Here is a 20,766-nt window from a genome sequence, read left to right on the forward strand (position 1 = left end):
CTCCATAGGATTGACTTTTCTCCGAGCTTCCCATTCCCTGTTCTCTTGGGCAGGTTAAGGGTCGGATGGACTTTGTTGGATAAGCCGCCAACATCAGCATTTCACTGAATTAATTAAAAATTAAGCCCACCTATAGAGGTGAAGCCCGTACAGCTTGTTAGGCTGCACAACGAGTCGCACTGTTTTGGCAGACAATGCGTATGGGTGTGAATGCTGCGGTAATGCTTCCGCTTCCATCATGTGAAGTTGTCAGGAAAATATACTTTTCAATTACATCATCCCCTTTCCCTACACGTATATAATCAGGGAGTTTCGCTGTAATAAAGATGCGTTCCCCCCTGCCTAAAGCCCCTGCTGTTTCGTACAGAATGCCTTTGCCACCGCCTACTATGGCATCAAAGAAACTGAACGCTTCACGGTTCTGTACAATCTGATAATCTCTGCCCACTACCCCCAGTACGGTGTTGTTATCTGTGCGGATATTCGCAAAACAGCCGTCTACTTCCAGTTCCGTGCTTCCTATTTCTATGCTGTCAGCATCCTGCAAGATACCTGAGCTTTTTGTGAATAAAGGGCTTTTTGCCACCTCGTAATCCAGTCCTGCTTGTCTGATGGCTTCCCCGCTTGTCGGATACTGCTCCACAACCTGCCCCAGACCGTGCCATGCATTTTCATTCACGCTGAAAAATGAATATTTCCCTGTCTTATCGTTATAATTGATATTATGTGCCATGATAACTAATTCTTAAAAGTTTATAATTGCCCTAAAATGTTCTCTGCCAGATGTCAAAATGGGACATCATCTTTCGGAGGCTTTGCTTTAAGTATTTTCTTTTCAACTTTAACAGCTGACTGCGCCGTATCGGATTTCTTACCGCCCCCGTGGAGCTTAATCTGTGCGGTATTGAAATTCAGTCCTGCTCGGGGTTCTCCGTCATTGCCTGTCCACGCCCTTGCGCTTACCCTTCCTGTCAGTTCCACAACAGTGCCTTTAGTAAGGATACTGGCTACTTTCGGGCTTATCCAGTAGGCACACTCAAAAAATGTAGTCTGCTCTACTTTGTTGCCTTCTTTAGTGCGGTAGCTGTCATTGATGGCTACTGAAAAATTCACTACCTGTCTGCTGTCGGGCAACGTGCGTACCTCTGCATCTTTTGTCACTCTTCCAATGATGTTCATGATTTCTGATTTTTATGATTAATTTTTATTTTTTTGAAATTTATTCGGCAATGAGAGGAGGCGCTGTTTTGTTTCATCACTGCTGTTTTCAATATTTCATTTTTCATTTCTGACATTTTTTTTTATTCGTCTAAAGAGCCGGAGTATGCTTTGTTTGGTTTCAGGAGCATAAAAAGGTTAGTGTTCAGCACCGGCAGGGCTTTGATAAAAAATACAACCCGGATGGGTGGAGATTTTTTAGCAAATCTGAAAGACACGGCCTTGCTGGTACGCTCGGAACACGGAGTTACCTTTGCTCTTGAAATCGGACAAACAGCATACTGGTTTTTTGATAAAAAGCAGCGGGAAGCAATTGAGATACTTTGGAAGAAATACAACGAGGAAGAAAAAAATAAGCAGGCCTGCGCATGAATCTACTTTTTCCATTATTGATCCTGGCATGAGGCAGTCCTAGATGCTATTCTTGATTTAAGTTTTACCGAAACGCAGTCATCCCGGGAGATGAAAAACTTTTAATTGGAATAGATCAAACTATCTGCAGCATTAATTCGAAGTTATTCCCTGCTGCAGCTGGATTACATCCTGTATCGTGCCATTTATTCTAGTAATGACATGACACAGATACTGATTTCATAGCTGCCCTCAAATACAGACATACAATAAATATCATTTAAGAAACGTTTTGGAAGTGAATTGTAATTTCATTTGATGCACTTGTTTTGCAAAAGAATTATTACTTAGCCACAACAAATAATGGCAGGATCACAACATTAGCAGTATGCAGATACTGCTGTGGCAGCACTTGTATTTTAAATATTTAAATTTCCATGATTAAAAAAAAATGACCAATTTAGTGCAGACTAATAATAGACCAGGAAAGATTTTGTAAGTAGACATAAAATGGAAGATTATGTTTATTATGGACGCCCGTCCGGTACGTAAGAGTATCGGCGGGTTTTTCCATTTGACATTTTAAATACATTTAAAATTTTACCACAAAGGGGGAAATATTATAAAATACATCAGCCTTTCAAAGCAACAAAAATTAAAACAGACATCGTTTTTTTGTATAGCTGCCTAAGTCGAATAATTATCCATCAGTTTGTTCTGAAATTGAAGATGATTTAACACTTAAGATTGTGCTGAAATATATCTTTTTTCTCCATTAGTTGAAATTTTGTTAAAAAAAACTAATCAAACTATTATTTAACAAAATAAATTATAAATTTATTAGTAGTAAAATTACACTAAAGTGAATCCGTAAGATAATTTCTAAAAAAAATATTAATCAAACTTTCGAAAAATGAGAAGAAGCGGAGAAATAATAATTATTGAGGATGATGAGGATGACAGGCTACTGCTCAATGACATTTTTGATATCTTGGATTACCCCAATAAAATCGTTTTTTTTGAAGATCCAACCCAGGTTGAAACATACTTATCAGATCCGGATGTGAGCCCCTTTATGATACTGTCAGATATCAACATGCCAAAAATGGATGGCTACGAACTAAGGAACAAAATTCTTGCCAACAAGGACCTATGTGAAAAATGTGTGCCCTACATTTTCCTTTCCACATCAAAAGATCCCCAGAACATAGCAAAAGCGTATAGCTGCCAGGTACATGGCTATTTTAAAAAAGGAGATGATTTTGAATCCTTGAAAAAAATGATCCAAAATATTGTAGAATATTGGCGTACGAGCCTTACCCCAAAATCAGTGGTTTAATTTAAATAAATCACTAATGACCATCGAAATGGCAACAATACCAATTCATTTTAGAATGTTGCCTGCTCAAATCATTGTTTGTCGGGATGATACTGATTGTTATTTCTATTACATACAAACCAACAAACTTATACAACTGATAGTATCAAAATAAAAATTAAAGATCAAGATACAGCTATAAAGGAAAGGCAAACCCCAATAGTTATATGCAATACCATATAAAAAGGTGCCCATTAGCATATAAATAATAAATACCATTTTTCTTAAACAGTATTTAACTCAACAGTACAAGATTACCGATACTATTTTTACTGCTCACTTTTGATAAACGCTCAGTGTTTATTTTTTATCAAATCTTTTTCAAACCTCATTGCATTAATTTTACAGATACAGGCGCAGGCATAAGTTTTAATCCATTGAATTGTTTAGTTACAAATAACAAGAAACAAAATTCAAGCAAAAAAGGCCGCAAAATATAAAACAAGGCATAACAACTGCCCAATGTATTTTAAATACGATCGAAATTTCATTTTTATTCAATTGCTGCAAAAAACATAATCCGTTACGTAATGCCGTAAAAAAAATATGACACTAATTAATATCTTTGCTATAATGAAAGATAAATATCAAGACATAAAAGATAAAGAAGAAATTAAACTAAGTCAAAGAATATCCAAAATTGATCGTCGACAAAACCGAATTATTTTTATTCTATTCGCCGCTTTAATTGTTACTCTTGCGGCTTTTTTGTATGTTTCAATCTGCGCACTGAAATAAACTATGGGCTTAAAAAACTAATCTGCTATCCTGATAAGCGCCTTCACTTTACATAAGTAAAATTTTTAAGAAATATAGATTTCGTGAAATCTTATATATACTGTTCTAAGGATCACTTTCATTCTTAAATAAGCGATGCAGCTGAGAGATCAAGCATCAACAAAGGATAGCCAAAAACGACAACAGAACTCATCTGCTAGAAAGTCTCCTGTGGTAATCTAAGCTCTGATAACCAGCAATTTGACAATATCTTTTTATAAAAAATTTAAGTTCAAGAAAAAAATCGCTGCACATTTATTTAAAATCTTCATCTCGAGGTTCTGCTTGTTCTATTACTCTTAATAGATCTGCTTTTAATTATAGAATCACTCTGTGTGTTTTTTATAGAATAATTTTTGGCTTAATTAATATGATTGCTTTTATAAGCAATAAACAGCTAGTAATGGCATTACATCTGGGCAGCAAGGTAGAATAACACAAAAAAAAAAATCACATTTAATATTTTGTGGCAAAATTGCGGCACAAGGGATTTTTCAAAACTTTAAATTTAGTAATGAAGCACATTGCAGCATCTGGTACGAAAATTTTTAAAAAGCTTTCTAAGCGCTATAAATATGGCTCTTTCCACGGTTCATTAAATGATTCTGCACATTCGTGTTTTATACCAGTAATCAGAAAAAAAAAGTCAAAACAGGTCTTCGAAAGCCATTTATGATTAAGAATTTTTAAACTGTATATTTTTATATGGTCATAAAATTGATTAAACAAAATAAAAAAAATTATGAGCGAGCAAATAACAAAAGACGATTTAAGACAGTTTACGCTGATGATCATTAATGAAATAAGAATTGATCGCCAGAAGCAAGAAGAATTCATTCCTGACTGGCTCAAAAGCTGTGTTGTAAAAAAAGCATTGAGTATTTCTTCGGCCTCACTTCAGAGTCTTCGTACAACTGGAAAAGTAAGGTGCAGAAAAATACTCGGTTCTTATTACTACAGTAAAAATGATCTGGCAGATCTTTTTAAAGATTAATAGGTTATGGAAATAAATACTCTATTTGATTACTTAAAGCTATTTGAAAAAGATACCAGATTAAATGTATGGCATTTTTCATTACTCAGTGCAGTTTTGTATCTAGGATACAGACAGCGCCAATCTAAAATTATTAAAGTCAGCAGAAGCAGAATAATGTCGTTGTCGCATGTAAAAACCCTGCCTACTTACCATAAATATTTTAAAGAGCTGCAGACAATGGGGTATATCAAATATACACCCTCTTATAATCCAGGATATCAAAGTGAAATTGAACTGTTGTCAATTAAATAAAAGAGAGCAATCAGACAGCAGATCTCATTATTTTTTTAAGTCGCACTTTTTCAAATTAAACACATCAATGTGCTTAGTACCAGTTTAACATCAAAAATAAAGCGCCTCTGACTGCCTTTAAACGAGCTGTTAAAAATTTATGCTTTCAATAATGATAATCCATCATTATTCATCATTATTGATCATTATTCATATTAATGAATTATCATTATTTTAGCAGATTGGTAAGTAAATTGCTTTTAATAATAATAATAATAATAATAATAATAATAATAATAATAATAATAATAATAATAATAGTAGTGCTAATATTATTATTGCAGAACAAAAAAAGCCATTGTCTTCCAATGGCCTCTATAATATAACTGCCGGGCAGTTTAAAATTTGTCGCAATCTTTCTATCTATATAAAATTACAGGTTTTAAGACTGCAGACTATGGAATCAATACGGCACGACCTTTAATCTGCCCGCGACGCATTTTATCGTAAACTTCATTTATCTGCTCCAAAGCAAACTTTTCAATTTCAATATGGATTTTTTCCTGTCTTGCCAGTCCCACAACCTCCATTAGCTCTATACGGGATCCCCAGTATGGATTAGTCATAGTGACACCAAAGGGCAACCCATTCATGCTGTATTGGTAATATCCCCCGCCTAGTCCGACAATGGTTAAATCACCGTCCATACCAACAATTTTAGTTCCCAGTTCTATCGTAGAGGTTGCGCCTACAAAATCCAAAATCACTTTGGCTTTTTTTATTCCTGTAATTTTTAAAATCTGGTCCGCGGCATCGGCATCTTTAGAATTAATAGTGTAAGCAGCTCCGAGTTCTTTGGCGAATACCAGCTTATCCTGGGTCACGTCGCATGCGATTATTGCGGCGCCTGATATTTCTCTTAAAATCTGTATTGCAACGTGGCCTAATCCTCCCACTCCTATAACTACAGCATACTCGTCCGGCATAAGTTTAGGCAGCGACCTTTTAATTGCTGAGTAAGGCGTAAGAGCGGCATCAGTTAATGGTGCCGCAATTACCGGATCCAGGTCATAAATAGGCACTAATAATCTAGAGGATGGCACCAGCATATATTCTGCCATGCCGCCATTAAGGCCCAGCCCTCCTCCGTAGCCTAATTCACTTTGATGGTCACAGTAATTTTCTTTCGACTGCTGGCATGGTTTACAATGTCCGCATCCCCAAGGTCCATATACCAGTACGGCATCGCCTTTTTTATAATCTTTTACAGTTTCACCAACCGCCTCAATCCATCCGGCATTTTCATGACCGAGAGTAAACACCATATCACCAACTGTGCCCTCATCAATAATATGCAGATCAGAATGACAGACTCCTGCCCCACCAATCTTTAACAAAACCTCATCTCCTTTGGGAACAGGTTTTTCCAAATCATTAACTACCCTTACATCTTTATGTCCAAAATAGCGTGCTGCTTTCATAACTTATATTTTTTTTTAAATCATAATTTCGTAAGAAGCAATTTACAAAAAAAAAGCTAATTGCGCAGCAGGTGTTTTTTAAAGTTTTGTTAATAAACATCTTATGCTCTTGGGATGTACAAATAATTCACGTGCATAAGGTATCTCTGACACATTTTTTATGATTCTGCAATACTCAACTTCAATTTATTGTAATCCCTGCTATTTCCCTTATTTCTTCATTAATGAAAAATAATACTTCATTTGCTGCGGCATTTCAAAAGTTTTAAAATAAACGCAATCTGAAAATTATATCCACAAGGGATCTTAAAGCTTTTGCCTGATTAAATTATTATTTAAAAATCCCAATCAATAAAGCGTATTGAGTATGTTCACTGCTAAAACAGGACTATCTTTAAAGCAAATTTTATATTAGGTTTAAAGTCATCAAGTATACAGCGAGAGCTGTAACTGCGGTGTAAATTAAACCCCCAAAAATAACATATCCTAATCTCTTATGGACTGTAGAAAACTTTCCAGGAAGACTTTTTTGAAATTTAATATTAGAAATTACAATTAGAATTGTCCATAGCAAATAACTTAAAACTGCAATAATGATATGAGAGAATAAAGTAATTTTAAAGAAGCTGGTATTATAATAATTACCTTGAGAAGCTAAACTGCCAGATCCGCCGGCTGACCGAATTAATCCTTCTAATGCTAAAACACCAATAACACATATAATAAAAGTAATATTTTGGATCCTGCGATGGGTTTGATAATTTCTTTTCTTTGCGATTTTCACTCCATAGTAAACCCCAAAAGGAGAAAAAAGCGTGAGCAGTAAAACGGCAGTCATAATAACAATAGTTGCATTCATTTTTTTGTTTTTAATTAAGTTTTATTTAAGTATTCAAAGTAGATGTTTTCCTGCGAATCATTTGTTTCGAGCTTTAATTTGCATTAACCTTTAACGTTTCAAGTTTGCGAAGTCCTTTTTTTTTATCGATCAACCATTACTTTGCTGCCAGATAAAAATCATAGGAATACACATTATAAGGCAAAAGTTTTTTTGAAAAAAAATACGAAATTACACTTCCGAATAAAATAGGAACAAACAATAAATATCCGTTTGGAAGTAAATTACATATCAGAACCAAAGAAGTAAAGGGAGCAAAAAGAGAAGCAGATAAAGCAGCAGCTGCCCCTACCAAGGCAAAATTTAATGGAATTAAATTTGCTCCAAAATAATTATTCCCGATAAAGGCAACAAGCAGCCCTAAAAATGCTCCGCAAACAATACTAGGTGCAAATACACCTCCGTCTCCACCTGCACCAAGTGTAAGGGATGCCGCCAGCGGTTTTAGCATTGTAATGATTAATAAGAAAAAAAATGAAACGTTTGGAGTTGTTGCTGATTCGTGCAGCACCTCTCGAAGGGCATCGTAACTATCACCATATAAGCCTGGGTAAAAGTAAATTAATACCCCAACAATCAAAGCTCCTAAATTAACACGTATGAAATTGTTCGAAATAGCACCGAAAAGACCTTTAATCCGGGTAACTAAAAGTGTGAAATAAACTGCTAAAACTGCTGCAAAAAGGCTTAAAATAATAAAAAACGGAAAAGCCGTCCAATTCCAATCTGCAATAGTATATAAGAGTAAAGGTTTATTATCAAATAAAGAAATAAACAGCCAGCTTACTAATGCTGAAGAAGTACAGGCAATAACCAATGTTTTGCTTATTTTCCTTGCAATAACCTCCATAGCGAATAACCAGCCAGCCAGAGGACTGCAAAATAAAATAGCAACTCCCGCGGTCACCCCTGCACAGATTAATTCCCTTTTATATATTTTTGCAGACAAATTCTTTTTGTAAGCAAAGTTTCCAATAGTAGCCGTGGCCACTACAGTAGATACTTCTATACCGGTGGAACCTCCGAATATTACTGTTAGAAAACCATTAATGTAATGCGAGGGTATTTTGAATAAAGGCAAATGGTCTTTGCGCTGGTCAAGTGTTTTATATATTTCGGTTATTCCTTTATTTTTCCTATTCTTGAATGCATATTTTCTCAAAAAATAAATCGCGGTAATTCCAATTGTAGGAAATAAAATTATTGCTACTGAATAATTGCTGGCAATATTAAATAGGCAGTGTTCAAAAAATTCTGTTAGCTTTTTTAGTGAAAATGCGAGCAATGCCCCGCAGAGCCCAACAAAAATAGATATAAGTATAAGTTTAAAGTAGTTTCGATGAATTATCTTGTGTCTTTCCATTTAGCGGGTAAATATTTTTTTGTTTAAAAAAGCAAAGTTAAATATTAAAAAAGGTTATTTGTATTTTCTATTTTTTTTACTTAGAAAATTAATAGTGAATCGTTAAAAGATTTTTTAAAGCCAAAAGAGGTCGTGCCATTCTTTGTCATTTAATTCATGAAAGAAAGCTTTTTCGCTTACTGTAATTTGATTTGATGCCATATTGTTTCTGATTAAAGTAAATATTTTTTTTTCTTCGAAACGTATTAATATTTCAAGATCTTCCTCAATAGGGCTTAATGATTTTTCAACTTCAATATTTTTTGTAAAATGTTTTTTTATTCTTCGATGCAGCTTTAATGCTTTTTTAATTATTTCATTTTCCATTCCTAATATCGGAAAAATATATTCCTCCTCTATCTCAAAATACGGTGCCAATTCATTGCTGTAATACCAATCGGCATAATTTTTAATTCTTTCATGGCAATTTTCTGTCTAATTTCTTCTTGAATTGTACAATACAATTATCAATCACTGACGACAGTCTTCTTTTGTGTCCAATAATATTCCTTTATTAGTTGATTAGCTGCAGCAAAAAAACTTAAAACTTAAATCAATATTGGATATTAGATGCTGCTTTTCATTACTCTTGTTTCATTTTACACCAAAAACATATTTTTTTTGCTGATATATTAAAAATTGTATTTCCCTCAAAAGTAAATTTTCATATTCAAGCTTCTCTTTTTGCAAATCTTGAATATTTCATAAAAAACAATGGTGCCTATTCAGAACAAAGATAGATAAGTAACTGAAAAACAATTACTTAAAATCAACAATAAACTTTTATCAATAAAATACTATTTCTGTGATCTTCAACACAATAGTATTTTTAGGTCATTTTATAAATACAAAAATGTTATAATTAATTACTTTTTTTCATCAAATCATGTTGCAAATTATAATTTGCAACAACTTTACTGAGTCGTAATTACAAAATACGCTGTAAATTTTTGTTAAATTTGATAAATGAGACATCATAAAAGAAAAACTCAACTCTCATAATTTCAAAAGTACATTTCAATATCACTGCCTTACAGTTCTAAAACTAACTATAGTTACGCTTTCGATTTTTTCAAATTTATTAACAAATTTTATCATTATGAAACAAAGTAGACTTAAGAATGGATTAAAAAACGCGCTTCTTTTGGTTGTATTACTATCCTTTAGCGGAATCGAAGTGAAGGCCCAGAACAATAAAAAACCAAATATTCTTGTTATTTGGGGAGATGATATTGGTATAAGCAATGTTAGTGCTTACAGCGATGGACTCATGGGGTACACAACCCCTAACATAGACCGAATCGCAAACGAAGGGATCCGATTTCTACAGTATTATGGCGAGCAAAGCTGTACTGCTGGACGAGCAGCTTTTTTAACAGGTCAGCACGGAATTCGCAGCGGCCTAACTAAAGTTGGCTTCCCAGGAGCACCAATGGGAATGAGCCAGTTAGATCCTTCTATTGGAGGCATTATGAAAGGTTTAGGCTATGCAACAGGACAATTTGGTAAAAATCACGTAGGAGACCGTAACGAGAGTTTGCCAACGGTAAATGGTTTTGATGAATTCTTTGGAAATTTATATCACTTAAATGCAGAAGAAGAGCCAGAGTTGCCGGATTATCCTAAAGATCCTGAATATGTTAAAAAATATGGACCAAGAGGTGTTTTAAGATGTACGGCAACAAATGTTGACGATCCAAGTATTCCTGATGCCCGTTTTGGGAAAATAGGCAAGCAAAAAATTGAAGACACAGGAGCCCTGACTAAAAAGAGAATGGAAACAGTTGATGATGAAACCTCTGCAGCTGCTATTGATTATATTAAAAGACAAAATGCTGCCGGCAAGCCTTTCTTTGTTTGGTTCAATGCTACTCGCATGCATTTACGCACACACGTAAGAAAAGAGCACCGCGGTAAATACACACACGGAGACAGTGAGTACATTGACGGTATGATTGAACATGATCAAATTGTTGGAGATCTTTTAAAAGCATTGGACGATTTAGGAATTGCCGATAATACTATTGTGGTGTATTCAACAGATAACGGGCCACATATGAACACTTGGCCTGATGGGGCTATGACTCCATTCCGCTCGGAGAAAAACACCAACTGGGAAGGTGCTTTCCGCGTACCATGTGTGGTTAGATGGCCAGGGGTAATCAAACCAGGACAAATAAGCAACGAACTAATGTCTCATAATGACTGGATGCCAACCTTGGCTTCGATAGCAGGCGAGCCGGATTTAGTAAAAAAAGCATTAACAGGGTATAAAGCAAATGGGAATACTTATAAAGTACATTTAGACGGGTTTGATCAGTCGGCATTGTTACGCGGGACCGGAAAGAGTGTAAGAGACAAATTCTTCTATTCTGATGATGATGGCTTGTTGGTGGCTTTACGTGAAGGAGACTATAAATATGTATTTGCTGAGCAACGTCTGCAGGGAACTATGGGATTGTGGGCAGAACCTTTTACGGAATTGCGTTTACAAAAGATATTTAATTTAATGCAGGATCCTTTTGAAAGAGCTGATATCACTTCAAATACTTACTGGGATTGGAATCTTAACCATGTTGGTGCTGCTTATGGTATGATGAACGATGTTTTTGCATTTGCAGCCACATTCAAAGATTATCCGCCTCGCTCTTTTCCGCCAAGTTTTAATCCTACAACGGTACTAAGACAGACCTTAGATGATATAAAACTAGAAAGAACCCTTCAAAAGAATAATACCACTAAGAAAAAGTAATAAACTGTAAAAAAAACAGGATTTTTTACCATCCTGTTTTTTTTTAATTTAATATGTTTTTGATATGTATAAAAAAGTGCTATTTATACCAGTTTTGATTTTTTTGCTTGTTTCATGCAAAGATAAATCAGAGAATAATATTGTTACAGATTCAACCAATGCTAATGTTGCGGCAACAAGCGGAGATCCTCTGCCAAGCTGGAATGATGGAACTTTAAAGAAAGACATCATTGCTTATGTTGAAAAAGTAACCAAAGAAGGAAGTCCTGATTTTATTCCGGTCGAAAATAGAATTGCGACATTCGATAATGACGGAACACTTTGGGCTGAAAAACCTTATGTTCAGGAATTATTTGCGTTTTACAGAGTAAAAAAAATGGTGGAAGCTAATCCTGCCTTAGCACAAAAACAACCTTTTAAGGCTGTAGTTGAGAAAGATAAAGCTTTTTTTGAAAAAGGCGGTGACAAAGCACTAATAGAATTAGTGGCAGCAACTCATACCGGTATGACTGAAGATGAATTTGAAACAGATGCTAAAGATTTCTTTGCAAACACCAAGTTTCCCGGCAAAAATGTCCCTCTAAAACAAATCAGATACCAACCGCAGTTAGAACTTTTAAATTATCTGCGTGCAAATGGTTTCAAAACTTTCATTGTAACAGGTGGAACTGTTGAATTGGTCCGGGCAATATCTGCTGATTTTTACGGAATTCCAAAAGAGCAGGTCGTAGGAACTTCTTTCAAATACAAATTTGATGATGCTAAAAACATAGTGCAAAGAGAGCCTGCTTTGGGTCATTTTAATGATAAAGAAGGAAAACCTGTTGGCATTCAATTACACATTGGCCAACGTCCTGTTTTTGCCTGCGGAAACGAAGGCGGTGCCGGTGATCTTGCCATGCTCAGATATTCGCAAGGAAACAAATACCCTTCTTTTCAATTAATTGTAAATCATAATGATTCGATCAGAGAATACAGTTATCAGGAAAAAGATAACCTGTCATTAAATACTGCAGCAAAATACAAATACCATGTCGTTAGTATTAAAGACGATTGGAAAAAGGTTTTTACAGATAAATAAAAAAATGGTTGTGGTTAGTTATTTTTTTTTAGCAATACAGCTTTTAAATAAAAGCTGTACGCTTTTTTTTACAATTACAAAAATTTAAAAGTATTCAATTATGAAATCTACCATATCAAGTCGCTCGATCCAAATATTATTCAGTATAACTTTTTTTCTTTTGAATTTTACTGTATCTGCTCAAGAAGAAGCACCTAAAACAGGAGCAAATGCTCAGGAAATAGCTGATAAATTAGCAAATCCGGTAGCAAGTCTTATTAGTGTCCCTTTACAAAATAATCTGAATTACGGCATAGGTCCGTATAACGGATCAAAGTATGTTATAAACGTACAGCCGGTAATTCCGTTCAAATTGTCAGAGAATTTAAATTTAATAACACGTTATATTCTCCCAGTGGTAGATCAAAGAGATATAACAGGTGAAAATACACATCAATTTGGTTTAAGTGATGCAACGGTGACAGCTTTTTTTGCTCCTAAAAGTAAAGGGTTAATTTATGGTTTTGGTCCTGCTTTTTTAGTGCCTACTGCAACTGATAAATTTTTAGGGACCGAGAAGTTTGGAGTAGGCCCAAGCGCATTAGTGATGCATCAAGGAAAAGGGCTTTCAGTAGGTTTTATTGCTAATCAAATTTGGTCTGTGGCAGGTGATGAAGACCGTGCTGATTTTAATCAGTTCTACACACAGATATTTGTTTCTCATAGTTATAAGAGTGGTGCCAGTTTAGGGGTTAATGCCGAAATAACTCAAAATTGGGAAGGAAAAACAACAATGATCACCATAAATCCATCTGTGGGCGGGGTGACAAAAGTAGGAAAACAAATGGTTCAATTTGCGATAATGCCTTTGATTCCAGTTGTTGGGCCATCAGAATCTAAACCTGACTGGGGTTTAAGAGCAGTTTTGGCTTTTGTATTTCCTGAATCATAAAAAAGGATTTTTACCAAATTATAAAAATACTTAACAGAAAAACAGCTTACCAATACAATTATAAAAAAACTAACCTTAAATTATTAAAGTTCCTTTTCAATAAACATTAAAACTTCAGATAACGATATAAATTTAAAGAGCATTTATTTCTATTGAATCTAGGAAAAAAGATTTTGTTCCCTTTATTGCGTTTTTCTATGAATTAAAAACAAATAGAAACAAAAGGATAAAAAGTAAAATGAAAACCGTTTTAAAAGTTATTAAAATAGTGCAACTAATCTGATTGATGATATGACAATAATCAAAATTAATAAAACACTGTTTGTTTTAACTGTATTTACGGTAATATCTAGTATCGAAACAATGGGGCAAAAAATGGTTCAAAATACTGCGGCTTGGATTGGTTATGAAATGTATCTGCCCTTTAAAGAAGATGGAAGATGGGGTTTACTGCTGGAAGGATATTCAAAAGGAAGTGATTTGGTATCAGAGCTGCAGGGAGCCTTTTACAGAGCAGGAGCCAATTATTATCTTAGAAACGGGAACCGGTTAGGCGCGGGTATTGCTTATCAATGGGATCTGCCTTATGACGAACTTTCCTTGCCGTACAATAATCCGGATTATAGAGTATACGAACAATTTATCTGGCGTATAGTCAAAAAAGAGGGAAATAAAGTATGGTCGCAGCGTTTTAGGTTAGAACAGCGCTGGCTTGGAAGAAAAGACGATCCATACAGCCAAAGTGACCATTTTGATTACTATAAGTTCGAAAATACGTTTCGCTACCAGCTCCGGTACCAATATTGGTTCAAACCCCGATGGGCCGCTGTGATTTATGATGAACTTCATATTAGAACCAATGCAGCAAGTAGTGATGAGAATTATTTGGATCAAAACAGGTTGTATTTAGGTGCCGCTTACAGTCTTGATAAACGAAGAGAAATTAGAATGGAATTGGGCTATATGAATCAGGTCTTTTTTAAATCATCAGATACTGAAAATGGTTTAAGCCGAATGAATCATACAATCAGAATTACCCTTACAACAGATTTGCCATTTAAAAGAAAATAAATCTAGAAGTTATGACTGACCAATTCAAATCAATCAATGATAATAAATTTGATCCGGCAGCATCAAAAGCAGCACGTTATGATAAAGGTGCCGCGATCAGAAAAGTTACGCCTCGTTCCCAGCAGCAGCAGTGGGCTCCAACCGAAAATCGTCAAGATCCAGTAGAAGTGCTGATTAAAACCAGTATTGGCAGAATCGAGAGTTTGCTGCCTATCCGATATTCACGCATGATAGAATCGCCATTTGCATTTTTTAGAGGAGCTGCTGCAATAATGGCCTCTGATTTAGCACAAACACCTAATACAGGAATTGATCTTCAGCTTTGCGGTGATTGTCATTTAATGAATTTTGGAGGATTTGCAACTCCAGAGCGTAAATTGGTTTTTGACATTAATGATTTTGACGAAACGTTTCCAGGACCTTGGGAATGGGATATAAAAAGACTTGCGACAAGTTTTGTTATCGCCGGAAGATCAAAAAAATTTTCCAATAAAACCTGTCAGGAATCCGCCTGGCTTGCAGCGGACAGCTATAAAAGGCACATGATAGAATATAGCAAACTATCTGCTCTTCAAATTTGGTACGCCGATATAGATTTAGCCCAATTGATTGAAAAAGGGCATGACCAAGATATCAAATCTTTTCAGCAGAAACAAATAAAAAAAGCAGCAGAACATACAGCCCATGAAAAAGAGTTTGCAAAAATGACACAACTTGAAGGCTCTCGAGCCCGTATAAAAGATAATCCTCCTTTAATTTTTCATCCAATAGATCATGAGGGAATACAAATTTTAAAAGAAGCAGAAACCATACATAGACGTTACCTTGAAACATTGTCTGATGAAAAAAAAGTACTACTAAGCAGGTACACTTTGCATGATCTGGCAATAAAAGTAGTTGGAATTGGAAGTGTTGGTACCCGCTGCGGCATCAGTTTATTAATGTCAGCCACAGGGGAACCCATTTTTTTGCAATTTAAAGAAGCCAGGCTAAGTGTATTAGAATCGAACTTAAAAAATAAAGGAAAGTACAGTCATCAGGGCGAACGTATTGTAAAAGGTCAGAAACTGATGCAGTCTGCATCAGATATATTTTTAGGATGGACAAATGATGATAATGGCAAGTTTGTCTATATACGACAGCTGAGGGATACCAAAATAAAACCAGTTCTTGAAATTATGAAACCAAAAAATCTTAAAGATTATGCAAAGGCATGCGGCTGGGCCCTTGCAAGAGCCCATGCTCGTACGGGAGACCCTTCAGTATTATCAGGTTACATGGGAAAAAGTAATGAGTTTGCTAATGCTATTGCAAAATTTTCAATTTCATATGCAGACCAAAACCAATCAGATTATAGTAAAATGCTTGAAGCTGTAAAAGAGGGAAAACTGCCTATTTCTACGGAAATCTAGGCATATAGTAATTAATAAAATAGAATATATGAGTAAAAAGTTTTTGTTTTTGATAGGTCTTGTGATTATGTCAATCACATCAAAAGGCCAGACGCAGCGTATTGATTCTTCTGCAGTTTATCTTTTACACCGAGCTGCCGAAACCTTGCAGGATATAAAGTCCTGCAGTTTCACAGCTGTTACAACTTATGATGTGCCCAACGAAAGCTTGGGACTTGTAAAACACAGCACAACGGACAAAGTTATTATGACGTTTCCTGATAAAATGAAGATTTCTTCCGTTGGTGATAAAGGAACCCGTGCTTTATGGTACAATGGTAAAAAACTAAATTATTATTCATTTGATAATAATACTTACGGTTTTACCACCGCTCCCGGTTCAATAATTGAAACCATTGATGAAGTAAGTAAAAAATTTGGCATTGAATTTCCCGGGGCAGATTTTTTCTACCCTGCTTTTTTACAAGATCTGCTCTCAGAACAAGGAAATTTAATTTTTCTGGGAAAAACAATAGTCGATGGCCGTGAGTGTTTTCATATTATCGGAAATGATAAAACAAAAAGCTATCAATTCTGGGTAGGTAATGACGACCTGCACCTGCCTGTAAAATTGGTCATTATTTATACTTCTGATAAAGACAAACCTCAATATGAAGCTCTTTATAAAGATTGGGCCGTTAATCTGGATTATCCAGATTCTATGTTTGAATTCATAACACCTCCAAAAGCTACTAAAGTAAGACTTGCACCTAGAGAAACCACTAAATAATCCTATAAACGATATAGTTATGAAGTCATATCCATCTAAAAATAAAATCAGCATCATAATTACGGCTTTTTTTGCTCTGTTACTTATGATTCCAGAAGAAGCAGCAGCACAGCGTTTTGGTCATTTTACCCCCGTAAGACCAATGCCCAGACCAGCACCGATGCCTCGTCCGATGCCCAGACCAATACCGCCTGGACCAAGACCGGTTCCGCCTCGTCCATTACCGCCGCCGCCACATCCGTACCCGCACCCATATCCAAGACCATTACCGCCACCGTTTCACCCTTATCCAGTTCCATATCCCTATATCTACCATCCTTTTGTGCCTTACTATTGGGGACCAACATGGTACCCGATAGGTTTTTTTATGGCAACATTAACAACAGCTGCCATTGTAATTACGGTTGAAAATAATCAATACCATTATGATGATGGAGTGTATTACCAAAAAGAATCTGGTGGGTACAAAGTAGTGCCAGCACCATTGGGGGCAACGATCTCAGAACTGCCAAAAGGTTATGTTACCATTAATGTTACCGGGACAGCCTATTACTACTATGGAGGGGCTTACTATGCAAAAGCATCCAATAAATACAAAGTAGTAAATGCGCCAGTTGGAGCCATTGTTATGCATCTGCCTGAGGGAGCTGAAGAAAAAACTATAGACGGCCAAAAATACATGATTTATAATAATGTTTATTACCAGCCTATTTCTAAAGACGGCCAGGACAGCTATGTTGTTGTTCAGGGAAAATAAGAAACTGGAAATTTAATATTTTATCATATTATGAAAAAGATTAGCAAACATAAAGCAGGAATCAGAAATCTTTTACCAAAAAAAATCATACTGTTTTTTTAACACAATTACAAAAACCAACTAGTCAGCGGCTTATAAAAGAAAAAGCATCCAATTTACAGAGCCATGCATACATTGTAATTGTTTAAGCTGAATTTTAACCTTCAAGTTAAACTAGTTCAATCATTAATTTAAAATAACCATAAGATGAACATCAAAATAAATCTTCGAATAATCCAAGCATTGATGCTTGGATTGTTTTACAGCTGTTCTCCAACTGTAAATGTTACAACTGATTACGACCATGCAGTAAACTTCAAAGAGTATAAGACTTTTTCTCTTTATGATTTAAAAGCGCAGCAGGGACAGATAAACCAGTTAAATGCAGATCGAATTACAAAAGCGATACGCAGTGAAATGATAAGCAAAGGTTTCATTGAAACAGCCTCTAATCCAGATCTAAAAGTAAACGCAGTAACAATTTTAAAAAATAAAACCCAGGTTACGGCTAACTCTGATTTTTATGGCTATGGAGGAATGTACCGCCCTTATGGATACTGGGGCGGCGGTGCAATGATGGGTGGTGCCACTACATCCTTTAATACCTATGATTATGTTGACGGCTCTCTAATAATTGATATTGTATCTACAAAAACTCAAAAATTATTATGGCAGGGAATCGGAAATTCCCAGATTGACAGCAGACCTGATAACCCTGAAGAATTTATCGCTGATTCGATCAAAAAAATTCTTGCAGGATTTCCGCCCGGCGGCACTAAAAAATAATATGTGCATTAATTTAAAAAGTATTATGCTGATTTGGAACCAAAGGCATAATACTTAAAAATACAACCAAAATTTGATAGTCTGTAATTTTATATAAGACGACAAATCCAAAAAAAGATTCAAACCTATGAAAGACACCATACTTTTACTTTCCTTCTTTATAGCTGCAATAGCTGGTCTGGCACTATCTTTTGTAATTCTGCTTTCGAAAAAAAAATATGAAGCAAGCTTTTTCTTAGGTCTTTTTCTCTTGAGTCTTTCTTTTGTAAGCATATATAATTTTCATTTAGCCTCTGCTACAATCAAAGAGTTTTCAGATATTTTAATTATTGCCAGATCATTTATTTTTCTTGCGGCTCCATGTGCCTTCCTTTACATACGATCTGTATTGTCTGCAAACCTGAAATATAAAAAGTATGACTGGCTGCATTTTCTGCCATTTATCCTTTACTTTTCTCTAAGTACAATGATGTGGCTTGATAGTTTCTTCTCTCTTAACATTCTACGGCCTTTGCCTTTTAGCTTTTATAACCCGTTATCTTTTCTGAGCTTGACAATGTGGCTTCTTTACGCACTTCTACAGACTGTTATGATTCTAAATTATGACTGGCAAAAATTTACAGAAAAAGAAATTAACAAAATAAAGGCTTTGACATGGATCAGGGTATATAATCTGATGACGCTCTTTTTATTTTCTACCCTGTTTGTGCTTTATTTTCTAAATACCCACGATAATATAAGTTTCTCATCGTACTGCTTAATTTCTTTAGCTTTGCTTTTTACATGCACCTGGCTGTACTTTCAGCCTCAGGTATTCTATGATACAGGCTTACATCTAAACACTAATGAATTCTATCTGATTGATGATGATCAAAAAGTTTTAGAAACAGAATTCAAAACAAAAAACACACCGTTTATAAGGGAATCAAATTTTGAGTCAGAAAAAAAATACCTGTATCTCGCTCGTCTTGAAAATATTTTTAGCAAAAAGAAAAGATTTCTACGAAAAGATCTAACTATTAGGGATGTAGCATCTGAAATTGGCCTATCAGTAAACCAGCTTTCCAATCTGATCAATTCAGAACTTAATGCCAGCTTTCATGACTATGTAAACCTTAAAAGAATAGAATACTTTAAGGAAAAAATTAATAGTTCCAAATGGGAAGGTTTATCATTAGAAGGTATGGCCTGGGCATCTGGTTTTAAATCCAGGACAACCTGCTTCAGGGCATTTATAAAACATACGGGGAAATCTCCTTCAGAATATTTCAAACTAATCAGAGTCAAACCACAAAAAAGAAATCCTAATTACAATTATAGCAAATAAAGGAAATTTAAAATTTTGAACTTCTTAATTTTTAAAACTATGATTATGCAAACAAAGTCTAAATGCCATATACGAACCATAAAATTAATCACTTTACTGCTGATGCTATCAGGTTTTTTAAGCCGGGCACAGCTCAAAGGAGGGCATATATTGGGGGCAATGGGACTGCAGTCCGGGACCCAGACACCTGAAAATACTTTAAGCGTATATATTCCCGGATATTTTTACACGGCATCCTCTCTTCGCAATGCCTCGGGCGAAAAGACAGCTGTCAATCCTGATTTAACTATGAGCATTACAGGCGCAGGCGCATCATATGTCAGCAGTTTTAAGATTCTCGGAGCCAATTACGGCGCCACTGTCCTTCTGGCTTTTGCTGGAAATACAATTCAGGGAAATAATGTTGACTCCAGAAATTCCCTGGCTTTCACCGATACATATATTCAACCCCTGCAGCTTGGGTGGCATACTAAAAGAGCCGATTTTGTTTTTAGCTACCAAATGTATCTGCCAACAGGAAAATTTACTGCAGGAGCATCAGACAACAGTGGACTGGGCATGTTTATGAATGAATTTTCAGCGGGGACAACCTTCTTTTTTAACGAAAAAAAAACATTTCATTTTTCAGCTTTGGCGTCATATGAAATAAATGGGAAGAAGAAAGATACGGATATCAAAACCGGAGATATTTTAAGTATTGAAGGAGGACTGGGCAAAACATTCTATTTTATGAATTCTGAAAAATCAGCTCCAAAAGGGCTGCTGAATGCGGGATTAATTTATTATCTGCAATATAAGGTCACAAGTGATGAAATTCCTCTGCCTTTAATTGGCGTTGTAGAGGGTAAAAATGACAGCATCGGCGGAATTGGAGCCGAGGTAAACTACTTTCATATAGGATGCAGCACCTCGGCCGGGCTTCGCTGGATTACGGAAGCAGATGCTATAAACAGATTTCAGGGAAACACTTTTTTTCTTACTCTTGCCCACGTTTTTAAATTTGAAAAAAAATAAAGAAAAGATCACCCTGAAGTAGTTTTATTGGGAATAATGCTATTGGAAATAAATC

Annotated in this window: 19 protein-coding genes and 1 pseudogene; 14 read left to right on the forward strand and 6 right to left on the reverse strand. The window is 35.4% G+C overall.

What is annotated here, in order from left to right:
• Window positions 1-178: 178 nt before the first annotated feature.
• Together RB619_RS08035 and RB619_RS08040 are read right to left on the reverse strand one after the other, a co-directional pair.
• Window positions 179-733: pseudogene (locus RB619_RS08035) on the reverse strand (DUF932 domain-containing protein); the annotation flags it as partial.
• Between the two features lie 53 nt (window positions 734-786).
• A complete protein-coding gene (locus tag RB619_RS08040) occupies window positions 787-1,179 on the reverse strand; it encodes a single-stranded DNA-binding protein (RefSeq protein ID WP_308071074.1) in 393 nt (130 codons plus the stop codon).
• Window positions 1,180-1,401: 222 nt separating this feature from the next.
• Between RB619_RS08040 and RB619_RS08045 the strand changes: the two genes are divergently transcribed.
• The 4 genes from RB619_RS08045 (at window position 1,402) to RB619_RS08060 (ending at window position 5,012) form a co-directional block, all read left to right on the forward strand.
• On the forward strand, window positions 1,402-1,590 hold the full coding sequence (locus RB619_RS08045; protein WP_308071075.1) for a hypothetical protein: 189 nt from the start codon (window positions 1,402-1,404) through the stop codon (window positions 1,588-1,590).
• An 892-nt stretch (window positions 1,591-2,482) separates the two neighbouring features.
• Entirely contained in the window at window positions 2,483-2,908 is a 426-nt protein-coding gene (locus RB619_RS08050) for a response regulator (protein WP_308071076.1), read from the forward strand.
• A gap of 1,558 nt (window positions 2,909-4,466) precedes the next feature.
• Window positions 4,467-4,718 (forward strand): DNA-binding protein, encoded by a 252-nt coding sequence (locus tag RB619_RS08055; protein ID WP_308071078.1) that lies wholly within the window; start codon window positions 4,467-4,469, stop codon window positions 4,716-4,718.
• A gap of 6 nt (window positions 4,719-4,724) precedes the next feature.
• Window positions 4,725-5,012 (forward strand): hypothetical protein, encoded by a 288-nt coding sequence (locus RB619_RS08060; RefSeq protein ID WP_308071079.1) that lies wholly within the window; start codon window positions 4,725-4,727, stop codon window positions 5,010-5,012.
• Window positions 5,013-5,446: 434 nt separating this feature from the next.
• Here the strand turns inward: RB619_RS08060 and RB619_RS08065 are convergent, their stop codons facing one another.
• The 4 genes from RB619_RS08065 to RB619_RS08080 form a co-directional block, all read right to left on the reverse strand.
• A complete protein-coding gene (locus tag RB619_RS08065; protein ID WP_308071080.1) occupies window positions 5,447-6,472 on the reverse strand; it encodes an NAD(P)-dependent alcohol dehydrogenase in 1,026 nt (341 codons plus the stop codon).
• Window positions 6,473-6,878: 406 nt separating this feature from the next.
• Window positions 6,879-7,331: a DUF420 domain-containing protein gene (locus RB619_RS08070; protein ID WP_308071081.1), complete on the reverse strand. Its 453-nt coding sequence runs from the start codon at window positions 7,329-7,331 to the stop codon at window positions 6,879-6,881.
• 136 nt (window positions 7,332-7,467) lie between these two features.
• Entirely contained in the window at window positions 7,468-8,733 is a 1,266-nt protein-coding gene (locus RB619_RS08075; protein ID WP_308096193.1) for a chloride channel protein, read from the reverse strand.
• Between the two features lie 114 nt (window positions 8,734-8,847).
• Window positions 8,848-9,099 carry a hypothetical protein gene (locus RB619_RS08080; RefSeq protein ID WP_308096195.1) on the reverse strand — a complete coding sequence of 84 codons (252 nt, stop codon included), beginning with the start codon at window positions 9,097-9,099 and terminating at the stop codon, window positions 8,848-8,850.
• 850 nt (window positions 9,100-9,949) lie between these two features.
• On the opposite strand from RB619_RS08080, the gene RB619_RS08085 reads away from it, so the two are divergent.
• From RB619_RS08085 to RB619_RS08130, 10 genes are all read left to right on the forward strand, one after another.
• A complete protein-coding gene (locus RB619_RS08085; RefSeq protein WP_308096198.1) occupies window positions 9,950-11,524 on the forward strand; it encodes an arylsulfatase in 1,575 nt (524 codons plus the stop codon).
• Window positions 11,525-11,588: 64 nt separating this feature from the next.
• Window positions 11,589-12,605, forward strand: a complete 1,017-nt coding sequence (locus RB619_RS08090) for an HAD family hydrolase (RefSeq protein WP_308096201.1) — start codon at window positions 11,589-11,591, stop codon at window positions 12,603-12,605.
• A 100-nt stretch (window positions 12,606-12,705) separates the two neighbouring features.
• Window positions 12,706-13,536, forward strand: coding sequence for a hypothetical protein (locus RB619_RS08095; RefSeq protein ID WP_308070996.1), 831 nt, complete (start codon window positions 12,706-12,708; stop codon window positions 13,534-13,536).
• A 291-nt stretch (window positions 13,537-13,827) separates the two neighbouring features.
• Window positions 13,828-14,607: a DUF2490 domain-containing protein gene (locus RB619_RS08100; protein ID WP_308096203.1), complete on the forward strand. Its 780-nt coding sequence runs from the start codon at window positions 13,828-13,830 to the stop codon at window positions 14,605-14,607.
• Between the two features lie 11 nt (window positions 14,608-14,618).
• Entirely contained in the window at window positions 14,619-16,019 is a 1,401-nt protein-coding gene (locus RB619_RS08105; protein ID WP_308096206.1) for a DUF2252 domain-containing protein, read from the forward strand.
• 28 nt (window positions 16,020-16,047) lie between these two features.
• Window positions 16,048-16,788, forward strand: a complete 741-nt coding sequence (locus RB619_RS08110; RefSeq protein WP_308070999.1) for a DUF2092 domain-containing protein — start codon at window positions 16,048-16,050, stop codon at window positions 16,786-16,788.
• A gap of 19 nt (window positions 16,789-16,807) precedes the next feature.
• Entirely contained in the window at window positions 16,808-17,545 is a 738-nt protein-coding gene (locus RB619_RS08115; RefSeq protein WP_308096208.1) for a DUF6515 family protein, read from the forward strand.
• 246 nt (window positions 17,546-17,791) lie between these two features.
• Entirely contained in the window at window positions 17,792-18,370 is a 579-nt protein-coding gene (locus RB619_RS08120) for a DUF4136 domain-containing protein (RefSeq protein WP_308071001.1), read from the forward strand.
• Between the two features lie 127 nt (window positions 18,371-18,497).
• Window positions 18,498-19,697 carry a helix-turn-helix domain-containing protein gene (locus RB619_RS08125; RefSeq protein ID WP_308096211.1) on the forward strand — a complete coding sequence of 400 codons (1,200 nt, stop codon included), beginning with the start codon at window positions 18,498-18,500 and terminating at the stop codon, window positions 19,695-19,697.
• A 45-nt stretch (window positions 19,698-19,742) separates the two neighbouring features.
• Complete coding sequence (locus tag RB619_RS08130) at window positions 19,743-20,711, forward strand: transporter (protein WP_308071003.1); 969 nt, start codon at window positions 19,743-19,745, stop codon at window positions 20,709-20,711.
• The last annotated feature ends 55 nt before the right edge of the window (window positions 20,712-20,766 follow it).

This window comes from Flavobacterium sp. LHD-80, assembly GCF_030929605.1.
Classification (GTDB): Bacteria; Bacteroidota; Bacteroidia; order Flavobacteriales; family Flavobacteriaceae; genus Flavobacterium.

Coding starts and splice junctions, on each gene's coding strand:
- RB619_RS08040 (WP_308071074.1), bottom strand. CDS start 1,179: ATGAACATCATTGGAAGAGTGACAAAAGATGCAGAGGTACGCACGTTG.
- RB619_RS08045 (WP_308071075.1), top strand. CDS start 1,402: ATGGGTGGAGATTTTTTAGCAAATCTGAAAGACACGGCCTTGCTGGTA.
- RB619_RS08050 (WP_308071076.1), top strand. CDS start 2,483: ATGAGAAGAAGCGGAGAAATAATAATTATTGAGGATGATGAGGATGAC.
- RB619_RS08055 (WP_308071078.1), top strand. CDS start 4,467: ATGAGCGAGCAAATAACAAAAGACGATTTAAGACAGTTTACGCTGATG.
- RB619_RS08060 (WP_308071079.1), top strand. CDS start 4,725: ATGGAAATAAATACTCTATTTGATTACTTAAAGCTATTTGAAAAAGAT.
- RB619_RS08065 (WP_308071080.1), bottom strand. CDS start 6,472: ATGAAAGCAGCACGCTATTTTGGACATAAAGATGTAAGGGTAGTTAAT.
- RB619_RS08070 (WP_308071081.1), bottom strand. CDS start 7,331: ATGAATGCAACTATTGTTATTATGACTGCCGTTTTACTGCTCACGCTT.
- RB619_RS08075 (WP_308096193.1), bottom strand. CDS start 8,733: ATGGAAAGACACAAGATAATTCATCGAAACTACTTTAAACTTATACTT.
- RB619_RS08080 (WP_308096195.1), bottom strand. CDS start 9,099: ATGGAAAATGAAATAATTAAAAAAGCATTAAAGCTGCATCGAAGAATA.
- RB619_RS08090 (WP_308096201.1), top strand. CDS start 11,589: ATGTATAAAAAAGTGCTATTTATACCAGTTTTGATTTTTTTGCTTGTT.
- RB619_RS08095 (WP_308070996.1), top strand. CDS start 12,706: ATGAAATCTACCATATCAAGTCGCTCGATCCAAATATTATTCAGTATA.
- RB619_RS08100 (WP_308096203.1), top strand. CDS start 13,828: ATGACAATAATCAAAATTAATAAAACACTGTTTGTTTTAACTGTATTT.
- RB619_RS08105 (WP_308096206.1), top strand. CDS start 14,619: ATGACTGACCAATTCAAATCAATCAATGATAATAAATTTGATCCGGCA.
- RB619_RS08110 (WP_308070999.1), top strand. CDS start 16,048: ATGAGTAAAAAGTTTTTGTTTTTGATAGGTCTTGTGATTATGTCAATC.
- RB619_RS08115 (WP_308096208.1), top strand. CDS start 16,808: ATGAAGTCATATCCATCTAAAAATAAAATCAGCATCATAATTACGGCT.
- RB619_RS08120 (WP_308071001.1), top strand. CDS start 17,792: ATGAACATCAAAATAAATCTTCGAATAATCCAAGCATTGATGCTTGGA.
- RB619_RS08125 (WP_308096211.1), top strand. CDS start 18,498: ATGAAAGACACCATACTTTTACTTTCCTTCTTTATAGCTGCAATAGCT.
- RB619_RS08130 (WP_308071003.1), top strand. CDS start 19,743: ATGCAAACAAAGTCTAAATGCCATATACGAACCATAAAATTAATCACT.